The organism is Streptomyces sp. NBC_01016, assembly GCF_026341035.1.
Lineage (GTDB): Bacteria > Actinomycetota > Actinomycetes > Streptomycetales > Streptomycetaceae > Streptomyces.
This window is the reverse complement of the sequence record NZ_JAPEOQ010000002.1, coordinates 2,018,972-2,045,105: the sequence shown is the minus strand read 5'-3', so window position 1 is coordinate 2,045,105 and position 26,134 is coordinate 2,018,972. Positions and strand designations below refer to the sequence as shown.

At 70.0% G+C, this 26,134-nt stretch carries 24 protein-coding genes, 1 tRNA gene and 1 pseudogene; 8 read left to right on the top strand and 18 right to left on the bottom strand.

What is annotated here, in order from left to right; translation table 11 throughout:
* Positions 1-62 precede the first annotated feature (62 nt).
* Complete coding sequence (locus OG746_RS36055; RefSeq protein ID WP_266722454.1) at positions 63-3,509, top strand: nSTAND1 domain-containing NTPase; 3,447 nt, start codon at positions 63-65, stop codon at positions 3,507-3,509.
* A gap of 1,075 nt (positions 3,510-4,584) precedes the next feature.
* On the opposite strand, the gene OG746_RS36050 is transcribed toward OG746_RS36055, so the two are convergent.
* Positions 4,585-4,658 (bottom strand) — tRNA-Pro (locus OG746_RS36050).
* A gap of 275 nt (positions 4,659-4,933) precedes the next feature.
* Here OG746_RS36050 and OG746_RS36045 point away from each other — a divergent pair.
* Both OG746_RS36045 and OG746_RS36040 read left to right on the top strand, forming a co-directional pair.
* Complete coding sequence (locus tag OG746_RS36045; protein WP_266725638.1) at positions 4,934-5,584, top strand: thiamine pyrophosphate-binding protein; 651 nt, start codon at positions 4,934-4,936, stop codon at positions 5,582-5,584.
* 67 nt (positions 5,585-5,651) lie between these two features.
* Positions 5,652-6,701, top strand: coding sequence for a transketolase family protein (locus OG746_RS36040; protein WP_266722452.1), 1,050 nt, complete (start codon positions 5,652-5,654; stop codon positions 6,699-6,701).
* Here the strand turns inward: OG746_RS36040 and OG746_RS36035 are convergent.
* From OG746_RS36035 to tdh, 8 genes are all read right to left on the bottom strand, one after another.
* Positions 6,646-8,007, bottom strand: coding sequence for an MFS transporter (locus tag OG746_RS36035; protein WP_266722450.1), 1,362 nt, complete (start codon positions 8,005-8,007; stop codon positions 6,646-6,648). The genes OG746_RS36040 and OG746_RS36035 overlap by 56 nt on opposite strands.
* Positions 8,008-8,106: 99 nt before the next feature.
* On the bottom strand, positions 8,107-8,466 hold the full coding sequence (locus OG746_RS36030) for an MmcQ/YjbR family DNA-binding protein (protein ID WP_266722448.1): 360 nt from the start codon (positions 8,464-8,466) through the stop codon (positions 8,107-8,109).
* A 66-nt stretch (positions 8,467-8,532) separates the two neighbouring features.
* Complete coding sequence (locus OG746_RS36025; RefSeq protein ID WP_266722446.1) at positions 8,533-9,489, bottom strand: alpha/beta fold hydrolase; 957 nt, start codon at positions 9,487-9,489, stop codon at positions 8,533-8,535.
* A 114-nt stretch (positions 9,490-9,603) separates the two neighbouring features.
* Positions 9,604-10,182 (bottom strand): GNAT family N-acetyltransferase, encoded by a 579-nt coding sequence (locus OG746_RS36020; RefSeq protein WP_266722444.1) that lies wholly within the window; start codon positions 10,180-10,182, stop codon positions 9,604-9,606.
* A complete protein-coding gene (locus OG746_RS36015; protein ID WP_266722442.1) occupies positions 10,179-10,784 on the bottom strand; it encodes a helix-turn-helix domain-containing protein in 606 nt (201 codons plus the stop codon). Before OG746_RS36015 ends, OG746_RS36020 begins: the two co-directional genes overlap by 4 nt.
* 91 nt (positions 10,785-10,875) lie before the next feature.
* Positions 10,876-11,778 carry a LysR family transcriptional regulator gene (locus tag OG746_RS36010; RefSeq protein ID WP_266722440.1) on the bottom strand — a complete coding sequence of 301 codons (903 nt, stop codon included), beginning with the start codon at positions 11,776-11,778 and terminating at the stop codon, positions 10,876-10,878.
* A 46-nt stretch (positions 11,779-11,824) separates the two neighbouring features.
* On the bottom strand, positions 11,825-13,015 hold the full coding sequence (gene kbl / locus OG746_RS36005; protein WP_266722438.1) for a glycine C-acetyltransferase: 1,191 nt from the start codon (positions 13,013-13,015) through the stop codon (positions 11,825-11,827).
* Positions 13,016-13,087: 72 nt separating this feature from the next.
* A complete protein-coding gene (gene tdh, locus OG746_RS36000; RefSeq protein ID WP_266722437.1) occupies positions 13,088-14,116 on the bottom strand; it encodes an L-threonine 3-dehydrogenase, zinc-binding type in 1,029 nt (342 codons plus the stop codon).
* A gap of 312 nt (positions 14,117-14,428) precedes the next feature.
* Here tdh and OG746_RS35995 point away from each other — a divergent pair, with 312 nt between their 5' ends.
* Both OG746_RS35995 and OG746_RS35990 read left to right on the top strand, forming a co-directional pair.
* Positions 14,429-15,049 (top strand): hypothetical protein, encoded by a 621-nt coding sequence (locus OG746_RS35995; protein ID WP_266722436.1) that lies wholly within the window; start codon positions 14,429-14,431, stop codon positions 15,047-15,049.
* Positions 15,050-15,233: 184 nt separating this feature from the next.
* Positions 15,234-16,670, top strand: a complete 1,437-nt coding sequence (locus OG746_RS35990) for an amino acid permease (protein WP_524540518.1) — start codon at positions 15,234-15,236, stop codon at positions 16,668-16,670.
* Between the two features lie 20 nt (positions 16,671-16,690).
* On the opposite strand, the gene OG746_RS35985 is transcribed toward OG746_RS35990, so the two are convergent.
* The 8 genes and pseudogenes from OG746_RS35985 to OG746_RS35950 all read right to left on the bottom strand — a co-directional run bounded on the left by OG746_RS35985 (position 16,691) and on the right by OG746_RS35950 (position 23,266).
* Positions 16,691-17,287, bottom strand: coding sequence for a GAF domain-containing protein (locus OG746_RS35985; protein ID WP_266722435.1), 597 nt, complete (start codon positions 17,285-17,287; stop codon positions 16,691-16,693).
* Positions 17,284-17,883, bottom strand: a complete 600-nt coding sequence (locus OG746_RS35980) for a GTP-binding protein (RefSeq protein WP_266722434.1) — start codon at positions 17,881-17,883, stop codon at positions 17,284-17,286. The genes OG746_RS35985 and OG746_RS35980 overlap by 4 nt, the downstream gene beginning before the upstream one ends.
* Positions 17,861-18,232, bottom strand: a complete 372-nt coding sequence (locus OG746_RS35975) for a DUF742 domain-containing protein (protein ID WP_266722432.1) — start codon at positions 18,230-18,232, stop codon at positions 17,861-17,863. The genes OG746_RS35980 and OG746_RS35975 overlap by 23 nt, the downstream gene beginning before the upstream one ends.
* 2 nt (positions 18,233-18,234) lie before the next feature.
* A complete protein-coding gene (locus OG746_RS35970) occupies positions 18,235-18,669 on the bottom strand; it encodes a roadblock/LC7 domain-containing protein (RefSeq protein WP_266722430.1) in 435 nt (144 codons plus the stop codon).
* Positions 18,670-18,834: 165 nt separating this feature from the next.
* Positions 18,835-21,015 (bottom strand): ATP-binding protein, encoded by a 2,181-nt coding sequence (locus tag OG746_RS35965; RefSeq protein WP_266722428.1) that lies wholly within the window; start codon positions 21,013-21,015, stop codon positions 18,835-18,837.
* Between the two features lie 257 nt (positions 21,016-21,272).
* Positions 21,273-21,509: pseudogene (locus tag OG746_RS35960) on the bottom strand (cupin domain-containing protein); the annotation flags it as partial.
* A gap of 191 nt (positions 21,510-21,700) precedes the next feature.
* A protein-coding gene (locus tag OG746_RS35955; protein WP_443059774.1) for an IS5 family transposase occupies positions 21,701-22,518 on the bottom strand; the annotation gives its coding sequence in 2 pieces (ribosomal slippage) (positions 21,701-22,186 and positions 22,189-22,518; 816 coding nt in all).
* Positions 22,519-22,579: 61 nt separating this feature from the next.
* Entirely contained in the window at positions 22,580-23,266 is a 687-nt protein-coding gene (locus tag OG746_RS35950; protein WP_266722427.1) for a TetR/AcrR family transcriptional regulator, read from the bottom strand.
* Between the two features lie 65 nt (positions 23,267-23,331).
* Between OG746_RS35950 and OG746_RS35945 the strand changes: the two genes are divergently transcribed.
* On the top strand, positions 23,332-23,991 hold the full coding sequence (locus OG746_RS35945; protein ID WP_266722426.1) for a class I SAM-dependent methyltransferase: 660 nt from the start codon (positions 23,332-23,334) through the stop codon (positions 23,989-23,991).
* 126 nt (positions 23,992-24,117) lie between these two features.
* On the opposite strand, the gene OG746_RS35940 is transcribed toward OG746_RS35945, so the two are convergent.
* Positions 24,118-24,708, bottom strand: coding sequence for a carboxymuconolactone decarboxylase family protein (locus OG746_RS35940; protein WP_266722425.1), 591 nt, complete (start codon positions 24,706-24,708; stop codon positions 24,118-24,120).
* Positions 24,709-24,811: 103 nt separating this feature from the next.
* Between OG746_RS35940 and OG746_RS35935 the strand changes: the two genes are divergently transcribed.
* Together OG746_RS35935 and nadC are read left to right on the top strand one after the other, a co-directional pair.
* On the top strand, positions 24,812-25,171 hold the full coding sequence (locus tag OG746_RS35935; protein ID WP_266722423.1) for a winged helix-turn-helix transcriptional regulator: 360 nt from the start codon (positions 24,812-24,814) through the stop codon (positions 25,169-25,171).
* 39 nt (positions 25,172-25,210) lie between these two features.
* Entirely contained in the window at positions 25,211-26,086 is an 876-nt protein-coding gene (gene nadC, locus OG746_RS35930) for a carboxylating nicotinate-nucleotide diphosphorylase (protein WP_266722421.1), read from the top strand.
* The last annotated feature ends 48 nt before the right edge of the window (positions 26,087-26,134 follow it).

The window sequence follows — 26,134 nt, the reverse complement described above, 5'->3', positions numbered from 1 at the left end:
TCCCTGCACGTGCTGTGAGGACGTGGCCATCTGGCCTTCTGGGCCAGATAGTTTGTCGATCCATGGATCGACGTCCCCTCAAGCTCATGCTCGATGTCCTGCTCATGCTGGTCGGGGCCTTGCTGGGTATGGCCACGAACTATGCGACAGGCGAGACGGGTCATGTGCCGCTGGTTTTAAGGCTGTTGCGGGACTGGTCGGTGCCGTTGATCGGCGTTGCGCTGCTGGTACTCATCGGGGGTCAGATCACGCTGCACTTCCTCGAGCGGCCGTCGCCGGTGCGCCGCACCTGGGACAGGGATCAGCCGCCGTACCCGGGACTGGAAGCCTTCATGGAGGATGACGCGGCGGTCTTCTTCGGACGGGACCGGGAGATCGCCGAACTGGTCGGGCGCCTGCACCCAGTGACGCCGAGACGGGCACAGCGGTTCGTTGCCGTGGTTGGACCCTCTGGCAGTGGCAAGTCGTCCCTGGTGCGGGCTGGGCTGCTGCCGGCGCTGGCCCGGCGGCGGGGACGCTGGGTGGTCGCAGCACCGTTCTCGCCCGGGGCGGACCCGGTCGGCACCTTACGACAGCGATTGACTCAACTGCCGGCTGAGCGCCCCGCGTTGCTGGTAATCGATCAACTGGAAGAGTTGCTCACCCTGTCCGGGCCCGAGGCGCGTGACGCGTTCCTGACCGCCGTGCGAGACGCGCTGCGCCGCGACCCACGGTTGTGGGTGGTGGCCACCTTGCGATCGGACTTCCTCACCGGGTTCCTGGAGGCCGGCTTCCCCGAGTTGGCGCGTGAGTCGATGATCGTCGGCACGCTCGCCCGGGACGCGCTGCACGAGGTCATCGAGAAGCCGGCCGAGCAGGCCGGGTTGACCTTCGCTCCTGGCGTCGTGGCGCGCATGGTCGACGACTGCGGAGGCGGCGACGCTCTGCCGCTGCTCGCTTACACCCTCCAAGAGCTGTATCTGCGCGCCGGAGGGTCCGGTGGGACGGTGACCGAAGAGACCTATCGAGCTCTCGGCGGTGTTGCCGGAGCCCTGTCGGAGAGGGCCGACGCGATAGCCGCCGAGCTGGCGGATGCGCCCGTGATCCCCACCCTGCTGCAATTCGTCACCGTCGATGGCAATGAGGCCACCCGTCGGCGGAACCGCCGCGACGATCTCGCCCCTCGGGAGCAGGAAGTCACCGATGCCTTCGTCGCAGGGCGCCTACTCACCAGCGACGGCGGCGTACTGGACGTGGCGCACGAGGCGCTGTTCCGCCAGTGGGCGCCACTGCGCCGGGCAGTCGATGCCCGCAGTGAGGACCTGCGCCGCCGCACCGAGTTGGAGCGCTGGGCGCAGGATTGGGACCGAACCCAGTGCAAGGACGACTACCTCCTCACCGGGGAGCGGCTGTCTTCCGCCCGGTACTGGATGGCCGAATCTGCGCGGACACTCGGCGCGACGCCGCTGGTCGAGGAACTCGTAGAGCGGTCGCTGCGCGCTCACCGAGAAACGATGGAACGCGCGGCGGACGCGGTAGCCGTCCGGGCGCTCGAAAGCGCTGACACAGCCCCGGAGCTCGCTGTGCTCGCCGCGCTTGCGGCAGTGGAGGAATGCGCGGCCACACCGGCTGCGGTCCAAGCACTGCACACAACTCTGGGCGCCTCACGGCTGCTCGCGGTACTGCGCGGTTTCGAACGCGGCGCATCCGGAGTGGCCTGGTCACCGGACGCGCAACGGCTGGCCGTGGCGAGCGACGACGGTACCGTCCGAGTGTGGCGCCCGGAGAGTGATGACCAACCGATCGTGCCTGAGGGCACCGGCGCCGGGACGCAAGCGGTGGCCTGGTCCCCCGACGGGCTCAGGCTCGCTGTCGGCTGCAGGGACTCCACCGTCCTCATCTGGTCCACGAGCACCTGGGCCGAGCAGGCCGTCCTCCGCCACACGGGGGCGGTCGGTGAGCGGGAGGAGGGGGTCGGTGGCGTCGTCTGGTCGCCCGTCGGAAACCGCCTCGCGTCGGTCGGCAGCGACTGCGCGGTGCGGATCTGGGACGCCGACACGTACAGCGAATCCGCGGTGCTGCGCGGACACCAGCACATGATCTGGAGCGTGACCTGGTCACCCGACGGAAGACACCTCGCCAGCGGCGGAGAGGACGGCACGGTACGGGTCTGGGCCGCAACTACGCCAGGCATCGTCACCGTGCTCACCGACCACCAGAACAACATCGAGTCGGTCCGGTGGTCTCCGGACGGCCGACGGCTCGCTTCGGCCTCAGGCGACCGGACCGTACGGATCTGGGACAGCACCACCTGGGAGACGCAGCGAACACTGGAATGCCCGGAGGTCATCAACTCCCTTGCCTGGTCTCCGGACGGCACCCGCCTCGCCGGTGGTGACGCAAGCCGTACGGCCTATGTATGGAGCCTCGACGGTGCCGACGGCGAAGTCCGGCTCACCGACCACGCCGACACCATCTACGGCATCTCCTGGTCCCCCGACGGGAAACGGTTGGCGACCGCTTCCCGCGACCGGACCGCCGCTGTTTGGGACGTCACCGAACCCACCAGCATTCTCGGCGGCCACGCCGACGGGGTCCTCCGCGTCGCCTGGTCGCCCGATGGAACGCGCATCGCCTCTGCCTGCCAGGACGGCTCCCTCACCATCCACGACATCGTCACCGGCCGACAGACCCGCGACCAACACGACGGCGAAGTGTCCGATGTGGCCTGGTCCCCCGACAGCACCCGTCTGGTCACTGCCCTGCGCGATGGTGCCGCCATTGTGCGGACGGCAGACGCCCGCGACGATGACATCACCCTGAACGGGCACACCGAGGAACTGTCCAACGTCACCTGGTCACCCGATGGCACACGCATAACCACCGCCGGCCGCGACGGCACGGCCCGCATCTGGGACGCCGTCACCGGAGCGACCGTCCACATCCTGCGCGGCCACCAGGACTGGATCGGCGGTACGGCCTGGTCACCGGACAGCCGCTACCTCGCCACGTCCAGCACGGACCGCACCGCCATCGTCTGGGACACCACCGACGGCTCCGCCGTCACCACCCTGCCCGGCCACCTGGACTACGTCTGGAAGATCCACTGGTCACCCGACGGCCGCCGCTTGGCCACCGGCTCCCGCGACCGCACGATCCGCCTGTGGGACCCGTACCAAGGCGCCGAACTCGCCGTCATGGCCGGCCACGAGGGACCGGTACAGGACCTCGCCTGGTCCCCTGACGGCACCTCCATCGCGTCCGTGTCCCGGGACCGCACCATCCGGCTCTGGGACCCCGACAGCGCCACCCAGCTCGCCGTACTCGGCATCCACGCCGACTGGGCCAATGGCCTCGCCTGGCACCCTGACGGCACACGCCTCGCGACCGCCTCCCGCGACCGAACCGTACGCATCTGGACCTTGGCCGAGCACGACATCGACAGCCTGCTCCGCCGCGCCCGCAAAAAGGCCTTCCGGGAGCTCAGTCCCGAGGAGCGCCGCGCATTCCTGCTACCGGACAAGCAGTGAACCTGGGACCGCTGCCAGGCGGCTTGCAGGCGGAAGCCGTCATCCCGGTCGCGGTGACAACGACGCCCTTCCCGGGGCGACCGTGGGTGGACTCGTTCCAGACACGTTCGTAGAAGAGGTTCTTCAGGTCCGAGTACTGCTTCATGAAGCCCCTGCCATGGATGCGGGAATCGGCAGCAAGCGCACGGGCCCGGCCTCTACGGCAACCACCGGAAAAACCCGAGGTACTCGCAGACGGCGGCGTTGTCGCCAGTGGCGTCGCCGAACAATCCAGCCGCGGCGAACTGCGGAGCAATGTCGATAACGTCCACGCTGCCCGTCGGCAAGTTTGAACTCACACCCGGCGGAGGGAACGAGGGGCTTTCACTGACCGATGATGCGGCCAGCACCGATACGGGAGCCGGACACGACAACGACCAGCGTGCCGGTGGGCACGGCGGAGCCGGCGTTGATGGCGGCCGCCGTGTCACGGCTCGCAAACGCGGACGAGCGCGCCCCCCTGCCCCGGGAGGCGTTTTCGTCATGTGGGCCACGGCGATGAAGTCGACCATCAGATCCAGGTGCGAGAAGACCCCGCAATGGGAGCGGACGCGGCAGCGACAACACACTCCCAAGAGCCCACAACATGCGCGAACCTCACCGACCCGCTCCCACCCGCGTTCAACCTCTCGATGCAGCCCCCACCAGCCACCACCGAAAAGCCGCATACCGCCCGCCCAAAATCGGAACTGGGGTCAAAAGTTCGCATGGCCCCATAACCCGGATTCCAGCCATGGTGTCGCCGCTCCCGACCCCACTCCCACTGGGAGCGACCCCCACCAGCACGAAGAGCGCAAGCACATACCCAGAAAGCCACCCATAGGACGGGGAGCCGCCGGTCACAAACCGGGCTCGGATGTGAACACGCGCGCAAGGAATCGAATATGTGCGCATCGGCCAGAGTGGGAGTAACCGGGTAAGGGGACAGTGGGAGCCCGCTCCCACTCGCCACGCTCCCACCGGGAGCGTGGAAGCAACAGAAAAAGGGCCGTTCGAAAACGGCCCTTCACCTGCGACGTTCGATCGTTCGAACTTGTCGGGACGACAGGATTTGAACCTGCGACCCCTTGACCCCCAGTCAAGTGCGCTACCAAGCTGCGCCACGTCCCGATGCTCGTTGACCTGGGGTTTCCCCCTGGCCGAACGCGCAGAGAAACCATACCGCACTCGGGGCCGTGGTCGCGCATCCCTTCCGGTGGGCGGGCGGGATCCGGCACGCCGCCAAACCGAGGTGTTGACCTCAAGCAAAGTTGAGGTTGCAGGCTGCCTGCATGACGACCACAGCGGATGACATCGCCAGCAGTGGCACCGGAGCCGTCGGAGCTCTCGGAGCCCCCGAAGCCGTCGGGCGCCACGGCTATCGCTACGAGGATCTGTCCCGGCTCATGAGTCGCATGACCGGGGACGAGAAGCACGGGCCCGCCGCCACCTCCACCCTCGACGTGTTGTGGGTGCTGTACGACCGTGTTCTGCGGGTCGGGCCGGAGAGCATCGAGGAGGCCGGGCGTGATCGGTTTCTGCTGTCCAAGGGGCACGGGCCCATGGCGTACTACGCCGTGCTCGTCGCCAAAGGGTTCGTGCCCGAGGCGTGGCTGAGTGGGTTCGGGGCGTACGAGTCGCGGCTCGGGCATCATCCCGATCGGGTGCTCGTGCCGGGCGTGGAGATCGGGAGCGGGTCCTTGGGGCACGGGCTGCCGATCGCCGTCGGGACCGCGCTCGGGCTGCGGGCCCAGGGGCTGAGCGAGCCGGCCGTCTGGACCCTCGTCGGAGACGCCGAGCTCGACGAGGGCAGCAATCACGAGGCCATCGCCTACGCCGGAGCCATCGGGCTCGAGCGACTGCACACCGTCGTCGTCGACAACCTGTCCGCCACCTACGGCAGGGCCGGCGGCATCGCCGCCCGGTTCGAGGCCGCCGGGTGGTCGACCGTGACCGTCGATGGGCGGGATCACGAGGCGCTGCACCAGGCCTTCAGCGCGCCGCATCCGGGGCGGCCGCACCTCGTCGTCGCCCGCGTCGAGCCGAAGTTTGGGTGAGGCCCCTCCCCAAAACCCCCTCTTCCCCTCTCTCCTCGCTACTCCCTCTCCTGGAAGGAAGACTCTCGTGGACACCATGCGTGATCGCTTCGCCCCCGTCCTCACCCAGATCCTCGACGAAGACCCCCGCGTCGCCGTCGTGCTCGCCGAGATCGGGGCCGCGCCCTTTGCCGGGGCCGCTCGGCGGCATCCGGAGCGGGTGATCAATGTCGGGATCCGGGAGCAGTTGCTCGTCGGGGCCGGGGCGGGGCTTGCGCTCGCCGGGATGCGGCCCGTGATGCACACCTTCGCGAGTTTTCTCGTTGAACGGCCTTTTGAGCAGGTGAAGTTGGACTTCGGGCATCAAGGGGTCGGGGGTGTGCTCGTGAGTGCGGGCGCGTCGTACGACGTGTCTTCCGGCGGCTTTACGCACATGGCTCCCGGTGATGTGGCGCTGCTCGACACCCTCGACGGGTGGCGTGTGCATGTGCCGGGGCACCCCGATGAGGCCGAGGTACTGCTGCGGCGGGCCGTGGGGGCCGGTGGCGATGTCGTGAGTGACTCGCGGGAGTACGTGCGGCTGTCGGTGCAGAGCAACCGGGAGGCGCTGCCTGTGGATGGGGAGCGGTTCTTGTCCGTGCGGGAAGGGCGGCGGGGAGTCGTCGTTGCCGTCGGGCCCATGTTGGACAACGTGCTTGCCGCGACCGAAGGGCTTGATGTCAGTGTTCTCTACGCGACCACCATTCGGCCTTTTGATGACGCTGGGCTGCGGCGGGCGGTGGATGCGAGTGGCAGCGCTGATGTCGTGATCGTCGAGCCCTACCTCGCCGGGACCTCCACCCGCGCCGCCAATGACGCGCTCGCCGATGTGCCGCACCGAGTGCTCGGGCTCGGTGTCGGGCGGCGGGAGCTGCGGCGGTACGGGAGCGTAGAGGAGCATGTCGCCGGGCACGGGCTCGACGCGGGGGCGCTGCGGGAGCGGATCAGTGGGTTTCTTCTCTCCCGTGACTCCTCTGCCGCTGCACCTGGCTCTTCTGCCGCTACTCCTGGTTCTTCTGCCACTGTTCCTGGCCCCTCCGTCGCTACTCCTGGCTCCTCTGCCGCTGCCCCTCTCTCCTCTGCCGCTGCTCCGGCGTAGGGAAGGAGAGGCGAGAGGGCTGCGCGTCCGCTCTCACCAGGCCGCTGATCGCCGGGACCGAGATCAGCGTCGCCGCCACCATCAGCGTGACCACTCCGCCCGCCAACAGGACCTGTTGCGTACCGAACGCAGCCGCCGCCGGGCCCGCCAGGGCCTGGCCGACCGGCTGCATGGCGATGGAGCCGGCCACCTCGTAGGCGTGGATGCGGTTGAGGATCTCGCGCGGGACCTGGGTCTGGACGCTCGTCGCCCACATCACGCCCCAGAACGAACTGCCGGCCCCGGCCACCGCGCAGCCCGCCATCATCCACGGCACCCCCAGGCCCGCGCCCACCGTCGCGGGGAACAGGGCGAAGCCGAACAGGGCCAGGCCGCCCGCGCGCAGCATCCGGCGTGGGCGTACGCGCAGGGCCAGTACGCCGCCGATGACCGTGCCCGCGCCGAGCGCCGAGTTCACCAGGCCGTACGCGGTCGAGCCGTGCTCCTGGGTGACCTGTACGGCGACCAGGGGGACGGCCGGGCCCGACGCTCCGATCATCAGCACGCACCAGACCAGGATCACTCCCCAGAGCCATCTTCGTGACCTGAACTCCCGCCAGCCCTCCACCAGTTCGGAGCGGAAGGAGTGGAGGGATCGAAGGGCGCCTCGGGTGTGTGTCTTTGCTCTGTCCCGTGGCACCGGTGGCAGGCGGAGCAGGAGCAGGCACAGGGCGCTCACCCCGTACGTCCCCGCGTGGGCCGCGAAGACCAGGCCCGGTGAGGCCAGCGCGACCAGCATGCCCGCCACCGCCGGGCCCGCCAGTTGTGCGCCGGACTCCGCCACGCGTATCGCGCCGTTCGCCGCCTGCACGTCGGATGCCAGGCGGGGCACCGTGCCGGCGACGCCGGGTTGGAAGACCGCCGCGGCCAAACCGTTGATCGCGCCGATGGCGCAGATCTGCCAGAGCACGACGTGGCCGGTGAAGAACATGACGGCGGCCAGGGACTGCGTGACCAGGCGTGCGAGGTCGGCGCCCGTCATCAGCAGGCGCGTGTTGAAACGGTCCGCCAGTACCCCGCCGAAGATGACCAGGCCGGCGAAGCAGGCCACCGAGGAGGCCATGGCGAGGCCCACCGCGCCCGCACCGTAGCCGTACTGCAGGAGGCCCGCCGCGAGCGCCACCGGAAGCATGCTGTCGCCGAGCTTGGCGACGCCCCTCGCGGTGAAGAAGAGGCCGAAGTCGCGGGTCCAGATGCCGCGCCGGGATGCGCCCCCGTCGACCTCGGCGACCTCGGCGTCCTCGTCATCGACCGCCCGGCCGGCCATCCGCATCCCCCGTCCGCCGTCCCCGTGGCGAGCCGCACGCGCACGGCCCGCCCTCGCGAGCGGATCATGCCACGCGGATGTGCGGCGCCTCACGTGGTTTTATCCCGCGCGCGGAAGGCCCAACTCCGGGTGTGCGTCCAGGAGTCGGGTCGGGGCCGCCTGGCGCCAGGAGTCGGCGAGGATGTCGCGCAGCTCGGCCGGGTCCTCCAGGACCGCGAGGCGGACCCGGACCCATGCGAAGGACGCCTCGTGGTCCGCGATCCAGAACTTGTCCGGCTCGGCCAGGACGAGCTCGTCGCGCTCCTCCTTCGGGCAGCGCACCGCTATCGATGTCTCGTCCTCGGGCACAGTGGCGAACATCTTCCCCGCGACCCGGAACGTGGGCATGCTCCAGGCGACCTTCTCGGTCGTGTCCGGCAGGGACAGGGCTACGGTGCGTACATCCTCGGCGTCCAGCATGCAACGAACCGTAGCCAACGCCACTGACAATCGCCCGAAACAGCCGGTTCCGTGCGCGACAGCCCGTTACGGCACCCGCTTGTCCAGCCACGCCACCAGGTCCTCCTGCACCTCGTCCCGGTTCGTCTCGTTGAGGATCTCGTGGCGGGCGCCCTCGTAGCCCTTCCAGGTGAGGTCGGTGACGCCCACGTAGCGGAAGTCCTCCAGGAGTTCGTGGACCAGCGTCATGCGCTGGTTGCACGGGTCCTCCGTGCCGACCGCGACATGGATCGGCAGGTCGGCCGGGATGCGGGCGAGGTTCGCGGGGTCGTTGATGCGGCGCACCGCGCGGACCCAGTCCAGGGACAGGCCCGCCGAGAAGTCGAAGCCGCAGCGTTCGTCGGCGACGTACTTGTCGACCTCCGCCTCGTCCCGCGAGAGCCATTCGAAGCCGGTGCGGTGCTCGTACGGGTCGTTGAAGGAGGAGAAGAGGTTGCCCACGTAGGGCGAGATGGCGGCCCGGCCGCCCGCCTCGATCTCGGCCTCCAGCGCCGCGATGTCGCCCTCGTTGTCCGCGCCCGGAAGCGAACGGAAGGTGCCGGAGAGGATCAGGGCCACCAGGTCGTCCGCGTACCGCTGCGCGTAGTCGCGCGCGAGCAGCGAGCCGAGGCTGTGGCCCAGCAGTACGAACGGGACGTTCGGGTAGAGGGCCCGCGCCTGGTCGCCGATCGCCTTGAGGTCCTCGACGATCGACACCCACGCGTCAACGGCCTCGGGATCGGCGTCGTCGGTGACTCCGTAGCCGCCCGTGGACTGGGCGGTGGCGCCGTGGCCGCGGTGGTCTGAGGCGATGACCCCGTAGCCGTGGGAGGTCAGGTGGCGGGCGAAGCGGTCGTAGCGCTGGCCGTGTTCGGCCGCGCCGTGGGCGATCTGCACGAAGGCGCGGGGCCTGCCGCCCTCGGGCAGCCAGGTGTACGTGGCCACGGCGGCGCCGTCGCCGGTGCTGAGCGCGCTCGTCGTGTACGTCGGGTCTGTGGCGGTCATCTGGCGGCTTCCTCTCGGACAGTCCGTACGGCCCTGTGGACGGGGCGGGGCGATGCGGGTGCAAGTGCGGACGGGGGTGTGTGCTGGCCTGCACCTCCCCCGCACCGTAGGCCCTCATTCCTGGCAATCACCGACCGGCACGAGCGGCACGAGCGGTTCGAGGCGCTTGCAGAACAGGGTGGTGGGCCGCAGTACCCCCGCCGGGTCGGCCGCGTAGTCCGGGATGACGCCGATCTCGTCCCAGCCGGCCTTGCGGTAGAAGTTCTCGGCCGGGCTGCCGGTCTCCGTGTCGAGGATCAGGAGTGTCACGCCCGCCTCTGCCGCGGCGCGCTCCGCGGTCGCCAGCAGGGTGCGGCCGAGGCCGGTGCCGCGGGTGCTGCCGTGCACCATCAGCTTGACCACTTCGGCGCGGTGGCGGCCGTTGGGCTTCTCGGTGAAGGCGAGCGAGATCGTGCCGACGCAGCGGTCCGGTGCCGCTCCCTCCGTGTCGGTCGCCACCCACACGGCCGTACTCCCGCGCTGCACGGACGGCCCTACGTAGTCGCGCCACCAGGTCGCCGCTTCGTAGGGCGTGAGTCCGTGCAGGAAGCCGAGTGAGCTGCCTCCATGTACGACGTCGACAAGGAGGTCCCCCAACTCATCTACGTAGGAGGGGAATTCCGAAGGTGCGAGGCGGGTGCAGGTGAGCGTCATGGGAGCACCACCACCAGTGCGTAGCGCACGGGTTCGGGGCCCGGGCAGTGGAAGTGGGTCGGGCCCCAGAGGCGGAAGCGCAGGCAGTCGCCCGCCTCCAGGTGGTGTGTCGTGCCCTGGACGGTCAGGTCGAGGAGGCCGTCGAGTACCCAGATGTGCTGTTCGAGGCCGGGGACGGGCGGACGGTCGTAGGCGATGTCGGCGTACGGCTTGAGGGTGCCCTCCACCACCTCGCCGCGCAGCCCGGCCTGTGGCGGGGAGACGGAGCGACGCGCGAAGCCGGTCGAGCCGTCGCGCCAGACGGGCTGGTCCGCGGCGCGCACGACCTGGGCCGGGGCCGACTCGACCTCGCTCAGGAGCTGCGACATGGTCCGTCCGTAGACCGCGCAGAGGCGGTTGAGGAGGGCGGCGGTCGGGCTGATCTCGGCACGCTCGGCCCGCGACAGCGTGGACCGGCTCACGCCGCTGCGCTCCGCCAACTCGCCCAGGGACCAGCCGTGTTCGGCCCGCAGCTCGGAGAGCCGGGCGCCGAGTCGGGCGTCCACGGGGTCCGGCGTCGGGTCGCCGGCGCCGCTCGGGGGCGCGCCACTTTCGCGTCTCATATTCGGCACGGTATCCCAGATATGAAACAGTCGTGTTACGCGAGCGGACCCCCCTTCGGCTCCCCCTCGGCTCCCCTCCCCGTTCCCGAACTCAGCCCTCCGCCGCCTCCCCCAGCGCCTCAAGGACCGGCCTGATCAGCGGATGCGTCTCCGCCCCGTGCCGTACCGCCGCGAAGACCTTTCGAGCTGGCGCCGCACCGTCGATCGGCCGGACCACCACCTGGGTCAGGTCCACGCCGTGCAGGGCCGAGCGCGGGACCAGCGCCACGCCCGCGCCCGCGGAGGCGAGGGCGACGACGGCGCGGAAGTCGTCCGAGGAGTGCTCGAACTGCGGGGAGAAACCGGCGTGTTCGCAGGCGAGGACCACCACGTCGTGGCAGGGGTTGCCGGGGTACGGGCCGATCCACGTGTCCTTGGCGAGGTCGGCGACCGGCACCCACTCCGCGGCCGCGAGGCGGTGCGTGACCGGCAGGACCGCGTCGAACGGCTCCGCGTACAGCGGCACGCGCGTGATCCGGTCGTCGTCGGCGCCCGGCGCGCCCCGGTAGTCGACGGCGACCGCCACATCGATCTGCCGGTCGAGCAGCATCGGCAGGCTGGCGTCGCCCTCGGCGTCCTGGACGCGGACGCGGATGCCGGGCGCGGCCTTCTCCAGAAGGGCGAGCGCGGGACCCACGACGAGGCCGATGCCCGTCGCGAAGGAGGCGAGCGTCACCGTGCCCGCCTCGCCGTTGCTGTACGCGGCCAGCTCGGCCTCGGCCTTCTCCAGCTGGGCGAGGACCGCGTTGGCGTGGGTGAGGAGGATCTCGCCCGCCGACGTCAGCCGGACCCCGCGCGCGCCGCGCTCGACCAGCTTGTGGCCCGTCTCCTGTTCAAGGGCCGTGAGCTGCTGCGAGACCGCCGAGGGGGTCAGGTACAGCGCGGCGGCCGCAGCCGTGACGGTGCGGTGGTCGGCCACCGCACGGAGGATGTGCAGCCGCCGCGCTTCGATCATGCGGTGATTCTCCCAAACGGGACTGACACTCCCCGCACGGGCGGCGTCAGCCCAGCTCGGCGCGCGCCGCCACGAACGCGTCCACCGCCCGGTTCACGTCCTCCGTGGAGTGCGCCGCCGACAGCTGGACGCGGATGCGCGCCTGGCCCTGCGGCACCACCGGGTACGAGAAGCCGATCACGTAGACGCCGCGCTCCAGGAGGAGCTCGGCCATGCGCCCCGCGACGGAGGCGTCGCCGATCATCACCGGGGCGATCGCGTGGTCGCCGGGGAGGATGTCGAAGCCCTCCTCAGCCATCCGCGTACGGAACAGCTTGGTGTTCGCCGCGAGGCGCTCGCGCAGGTCGCCGGCCGATTCGAGGAGGTCGAGGACCTTCAGGGAGGCGGCCGCGATGACCGGGGCGAGGCTGTTGGAGAACAGGTACGGGCGCGAACGCTGGCGCAGCAGCGCGACGATCTCCGCGCGCGCCGCGACGTAGCCGCCGGAGGCCCCGCCCAGGGCCTTGCCGAGGGTGCCGGTGATGATGTCGACGCGGTCCATGACGCCGTGCAGCTCGGGGGTGCCGCGGCCGCCGGGGCCGACGAAGCCGACCGCGTGCGAGTCGTCGACCATGACCATGGCGTCGTAGCGCTCGGCGAGGTCGCAGATGTCGGCGAGCGGCGCCACGTAGCCGTCCATGGAGAAGACGCCGTCCGTGACGATCAGCTTCCTGCGGGACCCGGACGCCGCCTTCAACTGCGCTTCCAGGTCGGCCATGTCGCGGTTGGCGTAGCGGAAGCGCTTCGCCTTGGACAGGCGGATGCCGTCGATGATCGACGCGTGGTTGAGGGCGTCGGAGATGACCGCGTCCTCCGGGCCGAGCACGGTCTCGAAGACGCCGCCGTTGGCGTCGAAGCAGGAGGAGTACAGGATCGTGTCCTCCTGGCCGAGGAAGGCCGAGAGGCGCGCCTCCAGCTCCTTGTGGACCTCCTGCGTGCCGCAGATGAAGCGGACGGACGCCATGCCGTAGCCCCAGCGGTCGAGGGCCGCGTGGCCCGCCGCGATCACGTCGGGGTGGTCGGCGAGGCCCAGGTAGTTGTTCGCACAGAAGTTGAGCACCTCGCCGGGGCGGCCGCCCGCGGTGACGTCGACGGTGGCGGACTGCGGGGTGCCGATGACCCGCTCGGGCTTGTGCAGGCCCGCGGCGGCGATCTCGTCGAGGGTGGCCTGGATGTCGGCGCGTACGTTGTCGAACATGGGGTCTTCCTTACGGATGCAGGTGGCGTTGGCGGCGTTCCACGGTGCGGCGACGGCGAGCGAGCTCGAAATTCAGACAGCCCAGTCCAGGATGACCTTGCCGCCCTTGCCGCTCGCCGCGTCCTCGAACGCCGCGTCGAAGTCGGTGTACGCGTAGCGGCCCGTGATCACCGGGGACAGGTCGAGGCCGCCCTCCAGGAGCACCGACATCGCGTACCAGGTCTCGAACATCTCGCGGCCGTAGATGCCCTTGATGGTGATCATCGAGGTGACGATCCGCGCCCAGTCGACGGCGAACTCCTCGGACGGCAGGCCGAGCATGGCGATCCTGCCGCCGTGGGTCATGTTCGCGAGCATGTCGCGCATGGCGACGGGGTTGCCGGACATCTCCAGGCCCACGTCGAAGCCCTCGCGCAGGCCGAGTTGGCGCTGGCCGTCGGCGATGGTCGAGGACGCCACGTTCAGGGCGAGGCTCACGCCCACCTTCCGCGCAAGGCGCAGACGCTCCTCGCTGACGTCGGTCACGACGACGTTGCGGGCACCGGCGTGCTTGGCGACGGCCGCCGCCATCAGGCCGATGGGTCCTGCTCCCGTGATCAGTACGTCCTCGCCGACGAGCGGGAAGGACAGCGCGGTGTGCACGGCGTTGCCGAACGGGTCGAAGATCGCGGCGACATCGAGGTCGACGGGGACGCGGTGCACCCACACGTTCGACGCGGGCAGCGCCACGTACTCGGCGAACGCGCCGTCGCGGCCGACGCCGAGGCCGACGGTCGCGCGGCACAAGTGGCGGCGCCCGGCAAGGCAGTTGCGGCACTTGCCGCACACCAGGTGGCCCTCGCCGCTGACCGTGTCGCCCACGGCGATGTCACTCACGTCGCGGCCGGTCCCGACGACCTCGCCGACGAACTCGTGGCCCACGACCAGCGGCGCGCTGATGGTCGACTGCGCCCAGCCGTCCCAGCTGCGGATGTGCAGATCGGTGCCGCAGATCCCGGTGCGCAGGACCTTGATCAGTACGTCCCCGGGGCCGACGCCGGGCTCGGGGACGTCCGTCAGCCACAGACCCGGTTCGGCCTTCTCCTTGACCAGTGCCTTCAAGGGTTCGACTCCTGTCGTCGCGCACGCGGGCAGGGCGAACCGGCCCCCGTGCGAGGGAGAGTGGGTGGTGGGGTGCGCTGCGGCAGTCATCCGGATACGTCCCGTATGCGGTCCGCCGACACCGCAGACTCTTCCGTACGCGGCGCGTTCGGTCCATCGAGGTTTTCTTAAGCGGCGCCCCAGGTTTCCTACAGGCCTGCCTGCCGCCCCGCAGGAGGCGGCCAACGCCCTGCCCTCGCACACGCTTTCGCTATGCTCTGCAGCTTCACGGCGCCCACACATCCACCACCCACGGACATCCACGGAGTTTCGATGACCACACCGCCACCCCAGAACCCCGACCCGTACGGACAACAGGGCCAGTACGGGCAACAGGGCCAGCAGCCCCCGTACGGACAGCAGGGTCAGCAGCAAGGCCAGTACGGGCAGTTCGGCCCGCCAGGACAGCCGCAGGCTCACGGTCAGCCACAGGCCTACGGTCAGCCGCCCGGCTACGGGCAAGGCCCGGGGTACGCACAGGCACCCGGATACGGGCACGGATACGGCTACGGGCCAGGCCTCGGAATGCCGCCGATACCGGAGATGCCGTCCAGCGTGCGCGTCGCGCGCGTGTTCGCCTTCGTCCTTGTGGGGTTGAGCATCATCGGTTCGATCGCCATGGGCGCACTGCTGGGCGCGGAGGCCGCCGGGCAGGTGCTGGGCAGCAGCGTGCTGGTCCTGGTGATCGGCGGCTTCGCCCTGAGCTTCCGGTCGGCGGGCAACGGCGTGCGCGTCACAGTGGTCGTTCTGGCGAGCATGCAGATCCTGCTGTTCCTCGCCGCCATGGGCAGGAGTCAAAGCGTGAGCGGCCTCCTGCCGCTCGCGGGGACCATCACCCTGATCGTGCTGCTGTCGCAGGCGTCGGCGCGCCAGTGGTTCAAGCGGCCGCGCTGAAGAACCCCCTGTTCAAAGGCCTGTTGAGGGCATTTCAGAGGGCACACCGAAGACGTACTGAAGGCCGGTTGATCCGCTCAACGAACGGAGTGTCCGAATAACGGACGCTCGACGCATCGCATCCCACTTGGTCGCATACTGTCGCCGCACTTCAACCCGTCTCAGATAGCGAACAGGCACGACCATGACACGGACCTCCGTCACGGACCGGCCAGGAGCCGGATCCGACGTCGGCGCCACGCCGGGCGACGTCGAGGACGCCTCCACCGGCACGGAACTCGGCCACGGCCTCAAGCAGCGGCACCTTTCGATGATCGCCCTCGGCGGTGTCATCGGCGCGGGCCTCTTCGTAGGGTCGGGTGCCGGGATCGCCGCCGCGGGGCCCGCGGTCGTACTGCTCTTCGCGGGCGCCGGGTTCGTGGTCATGCTGCTGATGCGAATGCTCGGCGAGATGTCCGCCGCGCGGCCGGCCACCGGCTCGTTCTCCGTGCACGCCGAACGCGAACTCGGCGCCTGGGCGGGGGCGACCTCCGGCTGGATGTACTGGGTCATGCTGACCTGCGGTGTGGCCGCGGAGGCGACGGCGGCCGGGCAGATCATGCACGGTTGGGTGCCGTTCCTGCCCGCCTACGGGTGGGTCGCCGTCTTCATGGTGTTCTTCTGCCTGAGCAACCTGGCCGCCGTGCGCAACTTCGGCGAGTTCGAGTTCTTCTTCTCGGCCCTGAAGGTCACCGCGATCTGCGCGTTCCTGGTCCTCGGCATCCTGGGCATCTTCGGCGTCTTCGGTGACGCCCCCGGCGCCTCGAACCTCACCGGCCGGGGCGGCTTCTTCCCCACCGGCAGCTCCGGCCTGATCGCCGGACTGCTCACCGCCGTCTTCGCGTACGGCGGCCTGGAGACGGTGTCCATCGCCGCCGCCGAGTCCGACAAGCCGCGCGAGAACGTGGCACGCGCCGTGCGCACCGCCGTGTGGCGCATCGCGCTCTTCTACGTAGGGTCCATGGCGCTCGTCGTCGCCCTGGTGCCGTGGAACGACCCGAACGTCGCCACCGACGGCCCGTACGTCACGGTCCTCAACGAGTTCGGTATCCCGGCCGCCGGCACCATCATGCAGGTCGTCATCCTCGTCGCCCTGCTGTCGGCGATGAACGCCAACATCTACGGCTCGTCCCGCATGGCCTACTCGCTCGTCTCGCGCGGCCTCGGCCCGCGCTTCCTGGGCCGGGTGCACCGCCGCGTGCCGGTGGCCGCGGTGCTCACGTCCTGCCTGTTCGGCTTCTTCGCGGTGTTCGCCGGCGTCTGGTGGCCCGACACCGTGTTCACCTGGCTGATGAACACGACCGGTGTCGCCATCCTCGTCGGCTGGGTCTTCATCTGCCTCGCGCAGCTGAAGATGCGCCGCCGCCTGGAGCGCGAGTCGCCCGAGCTGCTCACCGTGAAGATGTGGGGCTTCCCGTATCTGACGTGGCTCGCCCTGGCGGCGATCGCGGGCGTCTTCGTGGTCATGGCCAGCACCGCCGACGGCCGCAACCAGCTGTTCGTCTCGGCGATCCTGGTGGTCGCGCTGGCCGCGGGCGGTTACGTCAAGCAGCGCCGGGACGCCCGTGCGGTGCGGGCCTGACCTGATCCGAACGACAGAACCTAACCGAGCAGGTCGCCCCGCCCCCGCACCAGTTGCATCAGTTCACCCGCCATCGACTTGATGGTCGCGAGCCCCGCCTGTCCCCACGGGCGGGGCTCGGTCGCGACCGCGCACACGGTGCCGAGCGCGAGCCCCGTGCGCTCGTCGATCAAAGGCGCGCCCAAGTAGGAGCGGATGCCGATTTCGTCGACTACAGGGTTGCCCGCGAAGCGCGGATAGTCGCACACGTCTTCAAGGACGAGTGCTTTGCGCCGCACGACTACATGTGGGCAGTAACCGTGATCGCGCGCCATGTAGCGCGCCACTTCACCTTCCGTAGACGTCGATTTGGCAGCCGCGGCGGCCACCGCGCCGAGTTCGCCGCCGCGGTGGTCCCCGTCGGGGGTGTGCAGCCCGGCGAAGAACTGCCGGTTCTCGTCAATGAAGTTGACCATGGCGTACGGCGCGCCCGTCACCTCGGCGAGCCGGTCCGCGAAGCGGTCGAACACCGGCTCGGCGCGCTGCCCCAGGTCGAGCCTTCGCAACCGGCGGGCCCGCTCGACGCCCTCCTGATCCTGCGGGGTCAGCAGCAGCCTCCTGGTCGCGTCGTACGTCACGTGTGGGCTCCGAACCCCGTGGCGGTCGCGGGTGCGTGCGCCAGCAGGTGTCGTACGAGGGTGAGCAGCGTCTGGATGCCGGAGCTCGAGATGCGCGCGTCGCAGCGCACGACGGGCACCGCCGGGTCCAGGTCGATGGCGGCGCGGACCTCCTCGGCCTCGTAGCGGTAGCCGCCGTCGAACTCGTTGACCGCCACGATGAAGCCCATACCGCGCTCCTCGAAGAAGTCGACGGCGGCGAAGCAGTCCTCCAGGCGGCGTGTGTCCGCGAGGATGACCGCTCCGAGGGCGCCCTCGGACAGCTCGTCCCACATGAACCAGAAGCGCTCCTGGCCCGGCGTGCCGAACAGATAGAGGACATGCTCGGGGTCCAGGGTGATCCGCCCGAAGTCCATCGCGACGGTCGTCTCGACCTTGTTCTCGATGCCGTCGAGGTTGTCGGTATCCGCGCTGACCGTGGTGAGCAGTTCTTCCGTGCTGAGCGGAGCGATCTCGCTGACGGCCCCTACGAAGGTCGTCTTGCCGACCCCGAACCCGCCCGCGACCAAGATCTTCAGTGCGGTGGGGAAAGGGTCAGAGCTGGCGTCGTAGTCCATCGAGCACTGCCTCCAGTAGGGACCGGTCAGTGGGGTTGTCGTGGAACGTGGGGGGCTTGGTGGTGATGGCTTGGCAGTCGACGAGGTCGGAGAGGAGCACCTTGGTCACGCCTGCGGGGAGCTTCAGATGACCGGCGATCTCCGCGACCGATGTGGGCTGCGCACACAGGTCGAGCGCCTGGCTGTGTTCCGGACCCAGGTAGCCGAGGGGGGTCGCCCCTGTGGCCATCACATGGGTGAGCAGATCCATCGACGTACTCGGCCGGGTGCGTCCGTTGCTGATCGCGTACGGACGCACGAGCCGGCCCGCGGCGCCGTCCAGCCATGGCCCGTCCTGCGGGGCCGCCACCGTCAATTCCTCATCGCCGTGGGCTCGGCGGAGGGCTGCCGGGGTGCGGTCACCAGGTAGGGGCGCACGCTCTTGACGAGCATGGCCATCTCATAGCCGAGCACGGCCGCGTCCGCGTCGCGCCCGGCGAGGACCGCGAGGCAGGTGCCGGAGCCCGCGGTCGACACGAACAGCAGTGCCGAGTCGAGCTCCACCACCACCTGCCGTACGTCGCCTCCGTCGGCGAACCGGATGCCCGCGCTGCGACCGAGCGAGTAGAGGCCCGAGGCGAGGGCCGCCATGTGGTCGGCGCTGTCGGCGTCGAGCCCGTGCACGGACTTGACGAGCCCGTCGGAGGACAGCAGCACGGCGCTGTTGGTGTGGGGAACGCGCTGGACGAGGCCGCTCATCAGCCAGTCGAGATCGGACACATGACCCGTCGGCACATCGCTCGCCATGGGGGATCGACTCCTTGGTGGACTGCTGGGTGTGGTGCGAAGAGGTGGGGGATCGGCGGGGGCGGGTGCGGGTGCGGTGCGGGCTTTCGGGTGGGTACGCGTGCGTGGTGGCGTGCGCGTACGTGTACGAGGGCGGGGGCGGGCGCATGTGCGGCGTCACGGTCGTCATGCAGGGGCGCCGCCTCGGTCGTCGGGGCCCGGCTCCCACCGCTGAGCGTCCGGCCCCTCGTCGCCGGGGGCGCGTGGTTCGGCCGACTCGGCGAGCGTGATGCCGCGCTGAAAGGCGGCCATGAGGCCGGGGTCGTGCACGGACGGGGTCGCGTCCTCGTGGCGCGGTGCGGGGCCGCCGCGCAGTTGCGGGGCGATGTGCTCCTGGGCCCTGCGGCGCGGCAGTTGGGGCCGGCCCATGGTGCCTCGCACGGCTCCTTCGGGACGGGCGACCGGGGGCTCGGCGTGGGCCGCGGCCTCGCGGGTCTCGGGGCGGATGCCGGGGACGGCGTCGGCGGGGGTGGGGCGGGAGTCGCCGGCGATGCGCTGTGGGAGGGGGGCGGCGTGGGTTCCGGGGCGGGAGGGGGCGGGTGGTGTTGCGGGTGATGTGCCGTTGGGAGGCGTTCCTGTGGGCGTGCCGGTGCCGGTGCCGATGCCAGTGCTGGCGCCGTTGAGGGGTGCGCCCCTGGCCGGCAGGCCCGTTGGGGTGCCGGCGGGAGGCGTGCCCGTGGTGGGTGTGTCGGTCGGCGGGGCGGAGGGAGGCGCGCCAATCGGCGTTCCCGCAGGGGGCGTTCCTGTGGGCGTGCCCGTAGGAGGCGTTCCCGTGGGCGTGCCCGCAGGAGGAGTTCCCGTGGGCATGCCCGCAAGGGGCGTTCCCGTCGGCGCGCCCGCAGGGGACGTTCCCGTGGGCGGCTGTCGGGGGACCACGGAGACGGCTCCGTGGAGCGGTGCGGGTGAAGGGGGCGCCGGGGCGGGCGCGTTGGCGGGTGCGGGCCGGGTGCCGTTGGTGTCCGGGGCGGACTGCGGCGGCGGCCCCGCCCGGTGGCCGTTCGCCGACGGCGTGGGCTCGCCGCCGAGCACGCTGTTCGCGGTCGCCGCCGCGGCGGCCTTGCGCACGTGCGGGATGCGCACGCCCGCGCCGTCCGTGTCGCCGTCGCCGCCGAGCAGGTCCTGGGGCAGCACGAGGACCGCCTGCACTCCCCCGTAGATATTGGTCTGGAGCCGCACCGTGATGCCGTGCCGCCGCGCGAGCTGCGAGACCACGAACAGGCCGATGCGGCCGTCGGCGAGGAGACTGGCCACGTTGACCTGGTCGGGGTCGGTGAGCAGCGTGTTCATCTTGTTCTGCTCGGTGACCGGCATGCCGAGGCCGCGGTCCTCCACCTCGATGGCGAGTCCGGACGTCACCTGGTTGGCGCGGAGCAGGACCTGGGTGTGCGGGGCGGAGAACACCGTGGCGTTCTCGACGAGTTCGGCCAGCAGGTGAATGCAGTCGGCGACCGCGTGCCCGCGCAGCGTGCCGTCGATCGGCGGCACGAGTTTGACCCGCGAGTACTGCTCGACCTCGGCGATCGCGGAGCGCATCACCTCGGTCATGGACACGGGGTGGCTCCACTGACGGCGCGAGACGGCGCCGCCGAGCACGGCGAGGTTCTCGGCGTGCCGACGGGTGCGCGTGGCCATGTGGTCGACGTGGAAGAGGCCCTTGAGCAGGTCGGGGTCCTCGACCTGGTTCTCCAGCTCGTCGAGCAGGCTGATCTCCCGGTGCACGAGCGACTGCAGGCGCCTGGCGAGGTTCACGAACACCTCGACCTTCTGCCGGCTGCCCGCCTGGCTGGACAGCTGGGTGGCCTGGACGACGGCGGTCACCGCGATGTCGTGGCCGCGCGCGAGGTCGACGCCGAGCCGGTCGAAGTCGTCGCCTCCGGGCGCGCCGACGGCGGGTGCGCGGCGCGGCGGCGGGGCCTCGCCCTTACGCAACTGCTCGACCAGAGCGCGCAGTTCGGACTGCCGGTGCGCGGTGCCCTGACGCAGTGCGAGCACCCGGTCGCGTACGACGGCCGCGGTGCGCCGCGCGGCGATGGCGGCGATCACGATGCCCGCGACCGTCACCAGGCAGGCCCCGCCGAGCACCGCCCACAGCGTCGCGCTGGGCCGCACCCCCGTGTGCTGGAGGACGAACAACACGGCCGCGCTCGCGCCGAGGGCCACAGCGAGCGGCGGAAGGATGGCGATGCGCAGGAGTTGGGAACGTATGTGGGTCTCGGTCGGCTGTGGCGCGGCCCGCCCGGCCGGCCTGCCGTGCCGACCGCCTTCGCGGCGGTCTGCGCGGGCGGCCGGCTGGCGGAGCTGGGACATACGGCGACCTCGTCCTCGGTTCTGTGAGTTCAGGGGGTGGCTCGGCAGCTGGAGAGACAGCAGGCAGTGCGACCGGGCGTCGCACGGCGAGCACACACGGTAGTCGCCAACGGCATATACGCGCGGGGCAGTTGACAAACTCCGACGGCCGAGGTCCCGCTCTGGTATGAGCGTTCGCACCTGCGACCGAATACCTGAGCGCGCTGCGCCCGCACACCCGTTCGCCGGCGCCATTTGATGGGCCGTTTCGGTCGGACCTAACTCTCGTCCGGCCGGAAGCGGGCCTTGATGTGCATGCGCTCGCCCTGGGGGCCCAGGATGCTGAGGAATTCCACGGCGCGTTCGTCGGCGTTGCCGAACCAGTGCGGGAGGTGGGTGTCGAACTCGGCGGCCTCGCCCTCCGTGAGGACGACGTCCTGGTTGCCGAGCAGGAGACGCAGCCGGCCCTTGAGGACGTACAGCCAGTGATAGCCCTCGTGCGAACGCGGCTGGGGTCCTTCTGACGGATCAGGCTGGATGCGGGCGGCCGCATATCATCCGGCTCCGCGAGCGGGGTCTGGTGCGTGCAGCTGCAAGGCGGAGGAGGGCGACAACGCGGAGCGTTGGCAACCGACGACAACGCCGCAGATGCGCGTGCCAGACCCCGCGACTCCAGCAAGATCCGTCAGAAGGGCCCTAAGAGGTGCTAACAAAGGCGTTGGACGTGCCGATGAGTGATCAGGCAGGCGGCCAGCCCGAGGAAGGCTTCATGGATGTCGTCACGCCGCTCCCAGCGGATGCGGAGACGACGGAAGCCGTGCAGCCACGCGATGGTGCGCTCGACCACGTACCGGAAGGTGCCCAGTCCGGTGCCGTGCGGCTGACCGCGTTCGGCAATGACCGGGCGGATGCCGCGCTGTCGTACCTGGCGCCGGTAGATGTCGTGGTCGTAGCCGCGGTCAGCGAACAACAGGTCCGGCCGCTTGCGTGGCCGTCCGACCGTGCCTGCCACGGCGGGGACCTTGTCGAGCAGGGGCAGGAGTTGAGTGACGTCGTTGCGGTTGCCGCCGGTCAGCGATACGGCGAGCGGGATGCCCTGGCCGTCGGTGAGCACGTGGTGCTTGCTGCCCGGCCGCGCGCGGTCGACCGGGCTCGGCCCACTTTTGGGCCCCGCCGAGCGGCCCGCACGTGCGAGGAATCGATCACCGCCCGGGACCAGTCCAGCTTGCCCGCCGACCGTAGCTTCTTCAGCAGCACCAGGTGCAGTTCGTCCCACACCCCCGCCTCGTTCCAGGCGGCCAGCCGGCGCCAGCAGGTCATGCCCGAGCCGAAGCCCAACTCCTGGGGCAGGTACTCCCATTGGATGCCGGTGTGCAGCACAAAGAGGATCCCGCACAGTGCCTGCCGGTCCGGGACCCGTGGTCTGCCCTCGACCTTCTTCGGGCCCGGCTTCGGCAGCAACGGCTCGATCATCGACCACAGTTCGTCCGACACGATCCATGGCCGCGACTGACGCTCTCCCATGACCAGACCTACGGACAGACAGACCGAAACACTCATGATCAGCAGCTTTTGTTAGAGCCTTTTACTCGTGGTCGGCGCAGAGGTCGGCGGTCAGGGCCGCGCAGGCCCATTCCTCCCAGGCGTCCGGGGACCAGCCGCGGTCACGGACGAGGACCAGGTACAGCTCGGGGCTGAGCAGCCCGTACAGCAGATCGGCGGCGCGGGCGACATCGACGTCGGCGCGGGCGTCGGGCTTGGTGACCAGCGCTTCGGCCGCGGCGTACTGGACGGTGTAGCGCGGGTCCGGGCTCGCGGGCCACTGCGCGGCGATCTCCGGATCCGTGGCCGCGGCGGCCGCGATGAGCGGCATGATCGGGGCGACCCGGCCGAGGATTTCGCGCACCCCCCGCACGTGGGCGCGGAGTTGGCCGGCCGCGGTGGGCTCGGCGCACGCGTCGCGGAACCAGTCCCGCTCCATCGTCGCGACCGGTTCGACGTCACCGGCGATGGACGTGTCGACGACGTCCTTGAACAGCGCGCGCTTGTTGCGGAACACGAAGTACACCGTCTGCACGGCCACGCCCGCGCGGTCCGCGACCTCCTGGAGACTCGTCGCCCCATACCCCTGCGCGACGAAGAGGTCCCGCGCGGCCGCGACGACCTTCTCACGGGTGCGCCGCGAACGCTCGGCCCTCTTGTCGGGCCGCTTGTCGATGCGCTTATCGATGTGTTTGCCGGTACCTGTGTCGGATCCCTTGACCGCCGCCATGCCCGGAGTCTATCTCTAGAGTCAGGCACTAGAGTTCAACTCTAACTTCTTGGACGGGGGCAGCGATGCAAGAGACACGAACGGCTGCGGAGCTCGACCAAGAGGCGGCGGTGCGCCGCGCGTTGGAGGACTACTACCGGGACGGCAAGCCGCCGTGGGACAGCGGCGTCACACCGCCCGAACTGGTGGACGTGGTGGAGGGACCCGGTGCGCTGCCACCCGGCCGCGCCCTCGAACTCGGCTGCGGCACCGGGACCAACTCCGTGTACCTGGCCCGGCACGGCTGGCGGGTGGCGGCCGTGGACCTGGTCGACCGTGCGGTCCTGCGGGCCCGGGAGAAGGCCGACGCGGCGGAAGTGGACGTCACGGTGCTGTGCGGGGACGCCACGCGCCTTGACGAGGCGGGCGTGCCCGGCCCGTACGACCTGTTCTTCGACCTGAGCTGCTACTGCGGCATTCCGACACATCGCCGCGACGCCTATGCGGCCGGTCTCACGGCGCGGGCCGCACCGGGAGCACGGTTGCTGATGTTCGGCTACGGCCCCGGGGTGCTCGACGACCGGTTCTCCGGGGTCACCGCGGACGAACTCCGTTCCAGGTTCACCGGGTGGCGCCTGACCGACGCGACCCCCGGCACGAACCCGTTCCCGACGTTCTGGTTCACCTTGCACCTGCTGCCCCAGGTGTTGGTCAGCGAGGTGGCGTCGCCGCATGGTCCTCGCTGACCGACACATCACCCCGTGCCGAACGAGGCGATGGCCGAAGCGTGAGTACATAGCGGGTGACCAGGAGGTACATGCCGATGCCGCCGAGCAGCATGACGGTGCGTGGGGCCGTGCGTCGTTGCAGGTTCACACGGGACCTCGGCCGCACCCCGCAGGGCGGACGTCGTGGAACCGCGGTGTCCCGGGCTCGGGAGTGAGTCTGGTGGCCCGGGCGGTGTAGCTGACGGCGTGGTACCAACCGCACAGCATGAACAGATCCAGGAGCTGCTCGGGGGCGAACTCCGCGTCGAGGCGCGCCCAGAGCAGGTCGTCGATGTCGTGGTGGTCGTGGAGTGCGTCCGTGGCGTCGAGCAGCAGGCGGTCGCGCTCCGCCGTCCAGCACGGATCCGCGCTCGCGCCATGGGTCAAGGACGCGACCTGGTCATCGGTGAGTCCGGCGCGTGCCGCGAAGCGTGCGACGTGCACACCCCATTCGTACTCGCAGCCGCAGCGGGCACAGGTGCGGTCGATCACGATTTCCCGGTCGCGCAGCCCCAGGCCGAGGCGGCGACTGAGCTGATAGGAACCCCAGCCGTGCAGTGCCTCGGCAAGCTGTTGGTGGTGCGCGTACAGACGGAACAGGGCGATGGGCTCCTCGTCGGTCGCCATCATCCGGCGTAGCAGCGCCGCGGTCTCCGGTTCGTAGGGCGCTTCCAGGGGCGTGATGCGTTCGGGCATGGAACCTCCCAGCGCTTCTCTTTTCAAAGCAATACCGGGAGCGTAGTGTTTCTAAAACCGAAGCGCCAGGCTTCTCGGACTGCACAGAGAGGAGGCTCGGACGATGCCTTCGCCCCCGAAGCCGGGACACCCGGTGCGCGGCTCGACCACAGGCCGCCCCTTGATGGCGGCACTCGACCTGTTCGGCCGCCGCTGGACCCTGCGGGTGCTGTGGGAACTGCGCGACGACCCGCTGGGCTTCCGGGCACTGCAGCAGCAGTGCGACGGCATGTCCTCAAGTGTGTTGCGCCAGCGCCTGGTTGAGCTGCAGGACGCCCAACTGGTGGAGCGCGGCGGCCAGGAGAGCTACCGCCTCACAAAACTGGGGCGAGAGGCGTACGAGGAGCTGCTCGGCCTGCACTCGTGGGCGGAACGCTGGGCCGCCGAACTCGAAACAGGACGTTCCACGGACCAGGAGCGGTGACGTTCACCGCCCCGGCCTTACGTGACAAGTGAGGACCCTATGGACTACCCCGCCTCAGCGGTACGCCAAGCCGTCACCCGGGCACTGGCAGAGGATCACGCGAACGACGACATCACCACCCGCTGGGCCGTCCCCGCGAAACTTCACGACGAGGCCGAGATCATCGCCAAGCAGCCCGGCACCGTCTGCGGCCTGCAAACGGTCTCCGAGGTGTTCCGTCAGATCGACACCGAGGTCTTCGTGAAGGAGCTCGTACCGGAGGGGAGCTTCGCCCACCAGGGCCAGGCAGTGGTCCGACTCAGCGGCAGAACCCGCAGCCTCCTGACGGGCGAACGCACCGTCCTCAACTTTCTCCAACGCATGTGCGGCATCGCCACCCTCGCCAAGGCATACGTCGACGTGGTCGCCGACCTGGGCGTGCAAGTGCTCGACACCCGCAAGACAGCCCCCGGCCTGCGTGCCATCGACAAGTACGCTGCCGCGTCAGGCGGTGTGAGCAGCCATCGGCTCGACCTCTCGGCCATGGTGCTGCTGAAGGAGAACCACATAGCGGCCGCCGGCGGCATCACCCCGGCGATCGACGCCGTCCGCGCGGGCATGGCCGATGAGGGCCGCGAGACACTCATCGACGTCGAGGTCGAGAACGTGTCTCAAGCAGTTGAAGCCCTCCACGCGGGCGCTTCCTGGATCATGCTCGACGACATGTCCGTCACCGAAATCGGAGAGGTCGTTCGGGCCCGGGACGACATCGCCCCAGGCCGACGAGTCGTCCTGGAGGCATCCGGAGGGATCACCCTCGAACGCCTCAGGCCGATCGCCGAATCCGGAGTGGACAAGATCTCCGTAGGAACACTCACCCACAGCGCACCGGCGCTCGACCTCAGCATGCTGCTGACGAGCGCGACGGGCGCTTAACGGCTGCCTCGTCACCCGAGAAACGACAGTCGAACCTGCCGGCGAGGA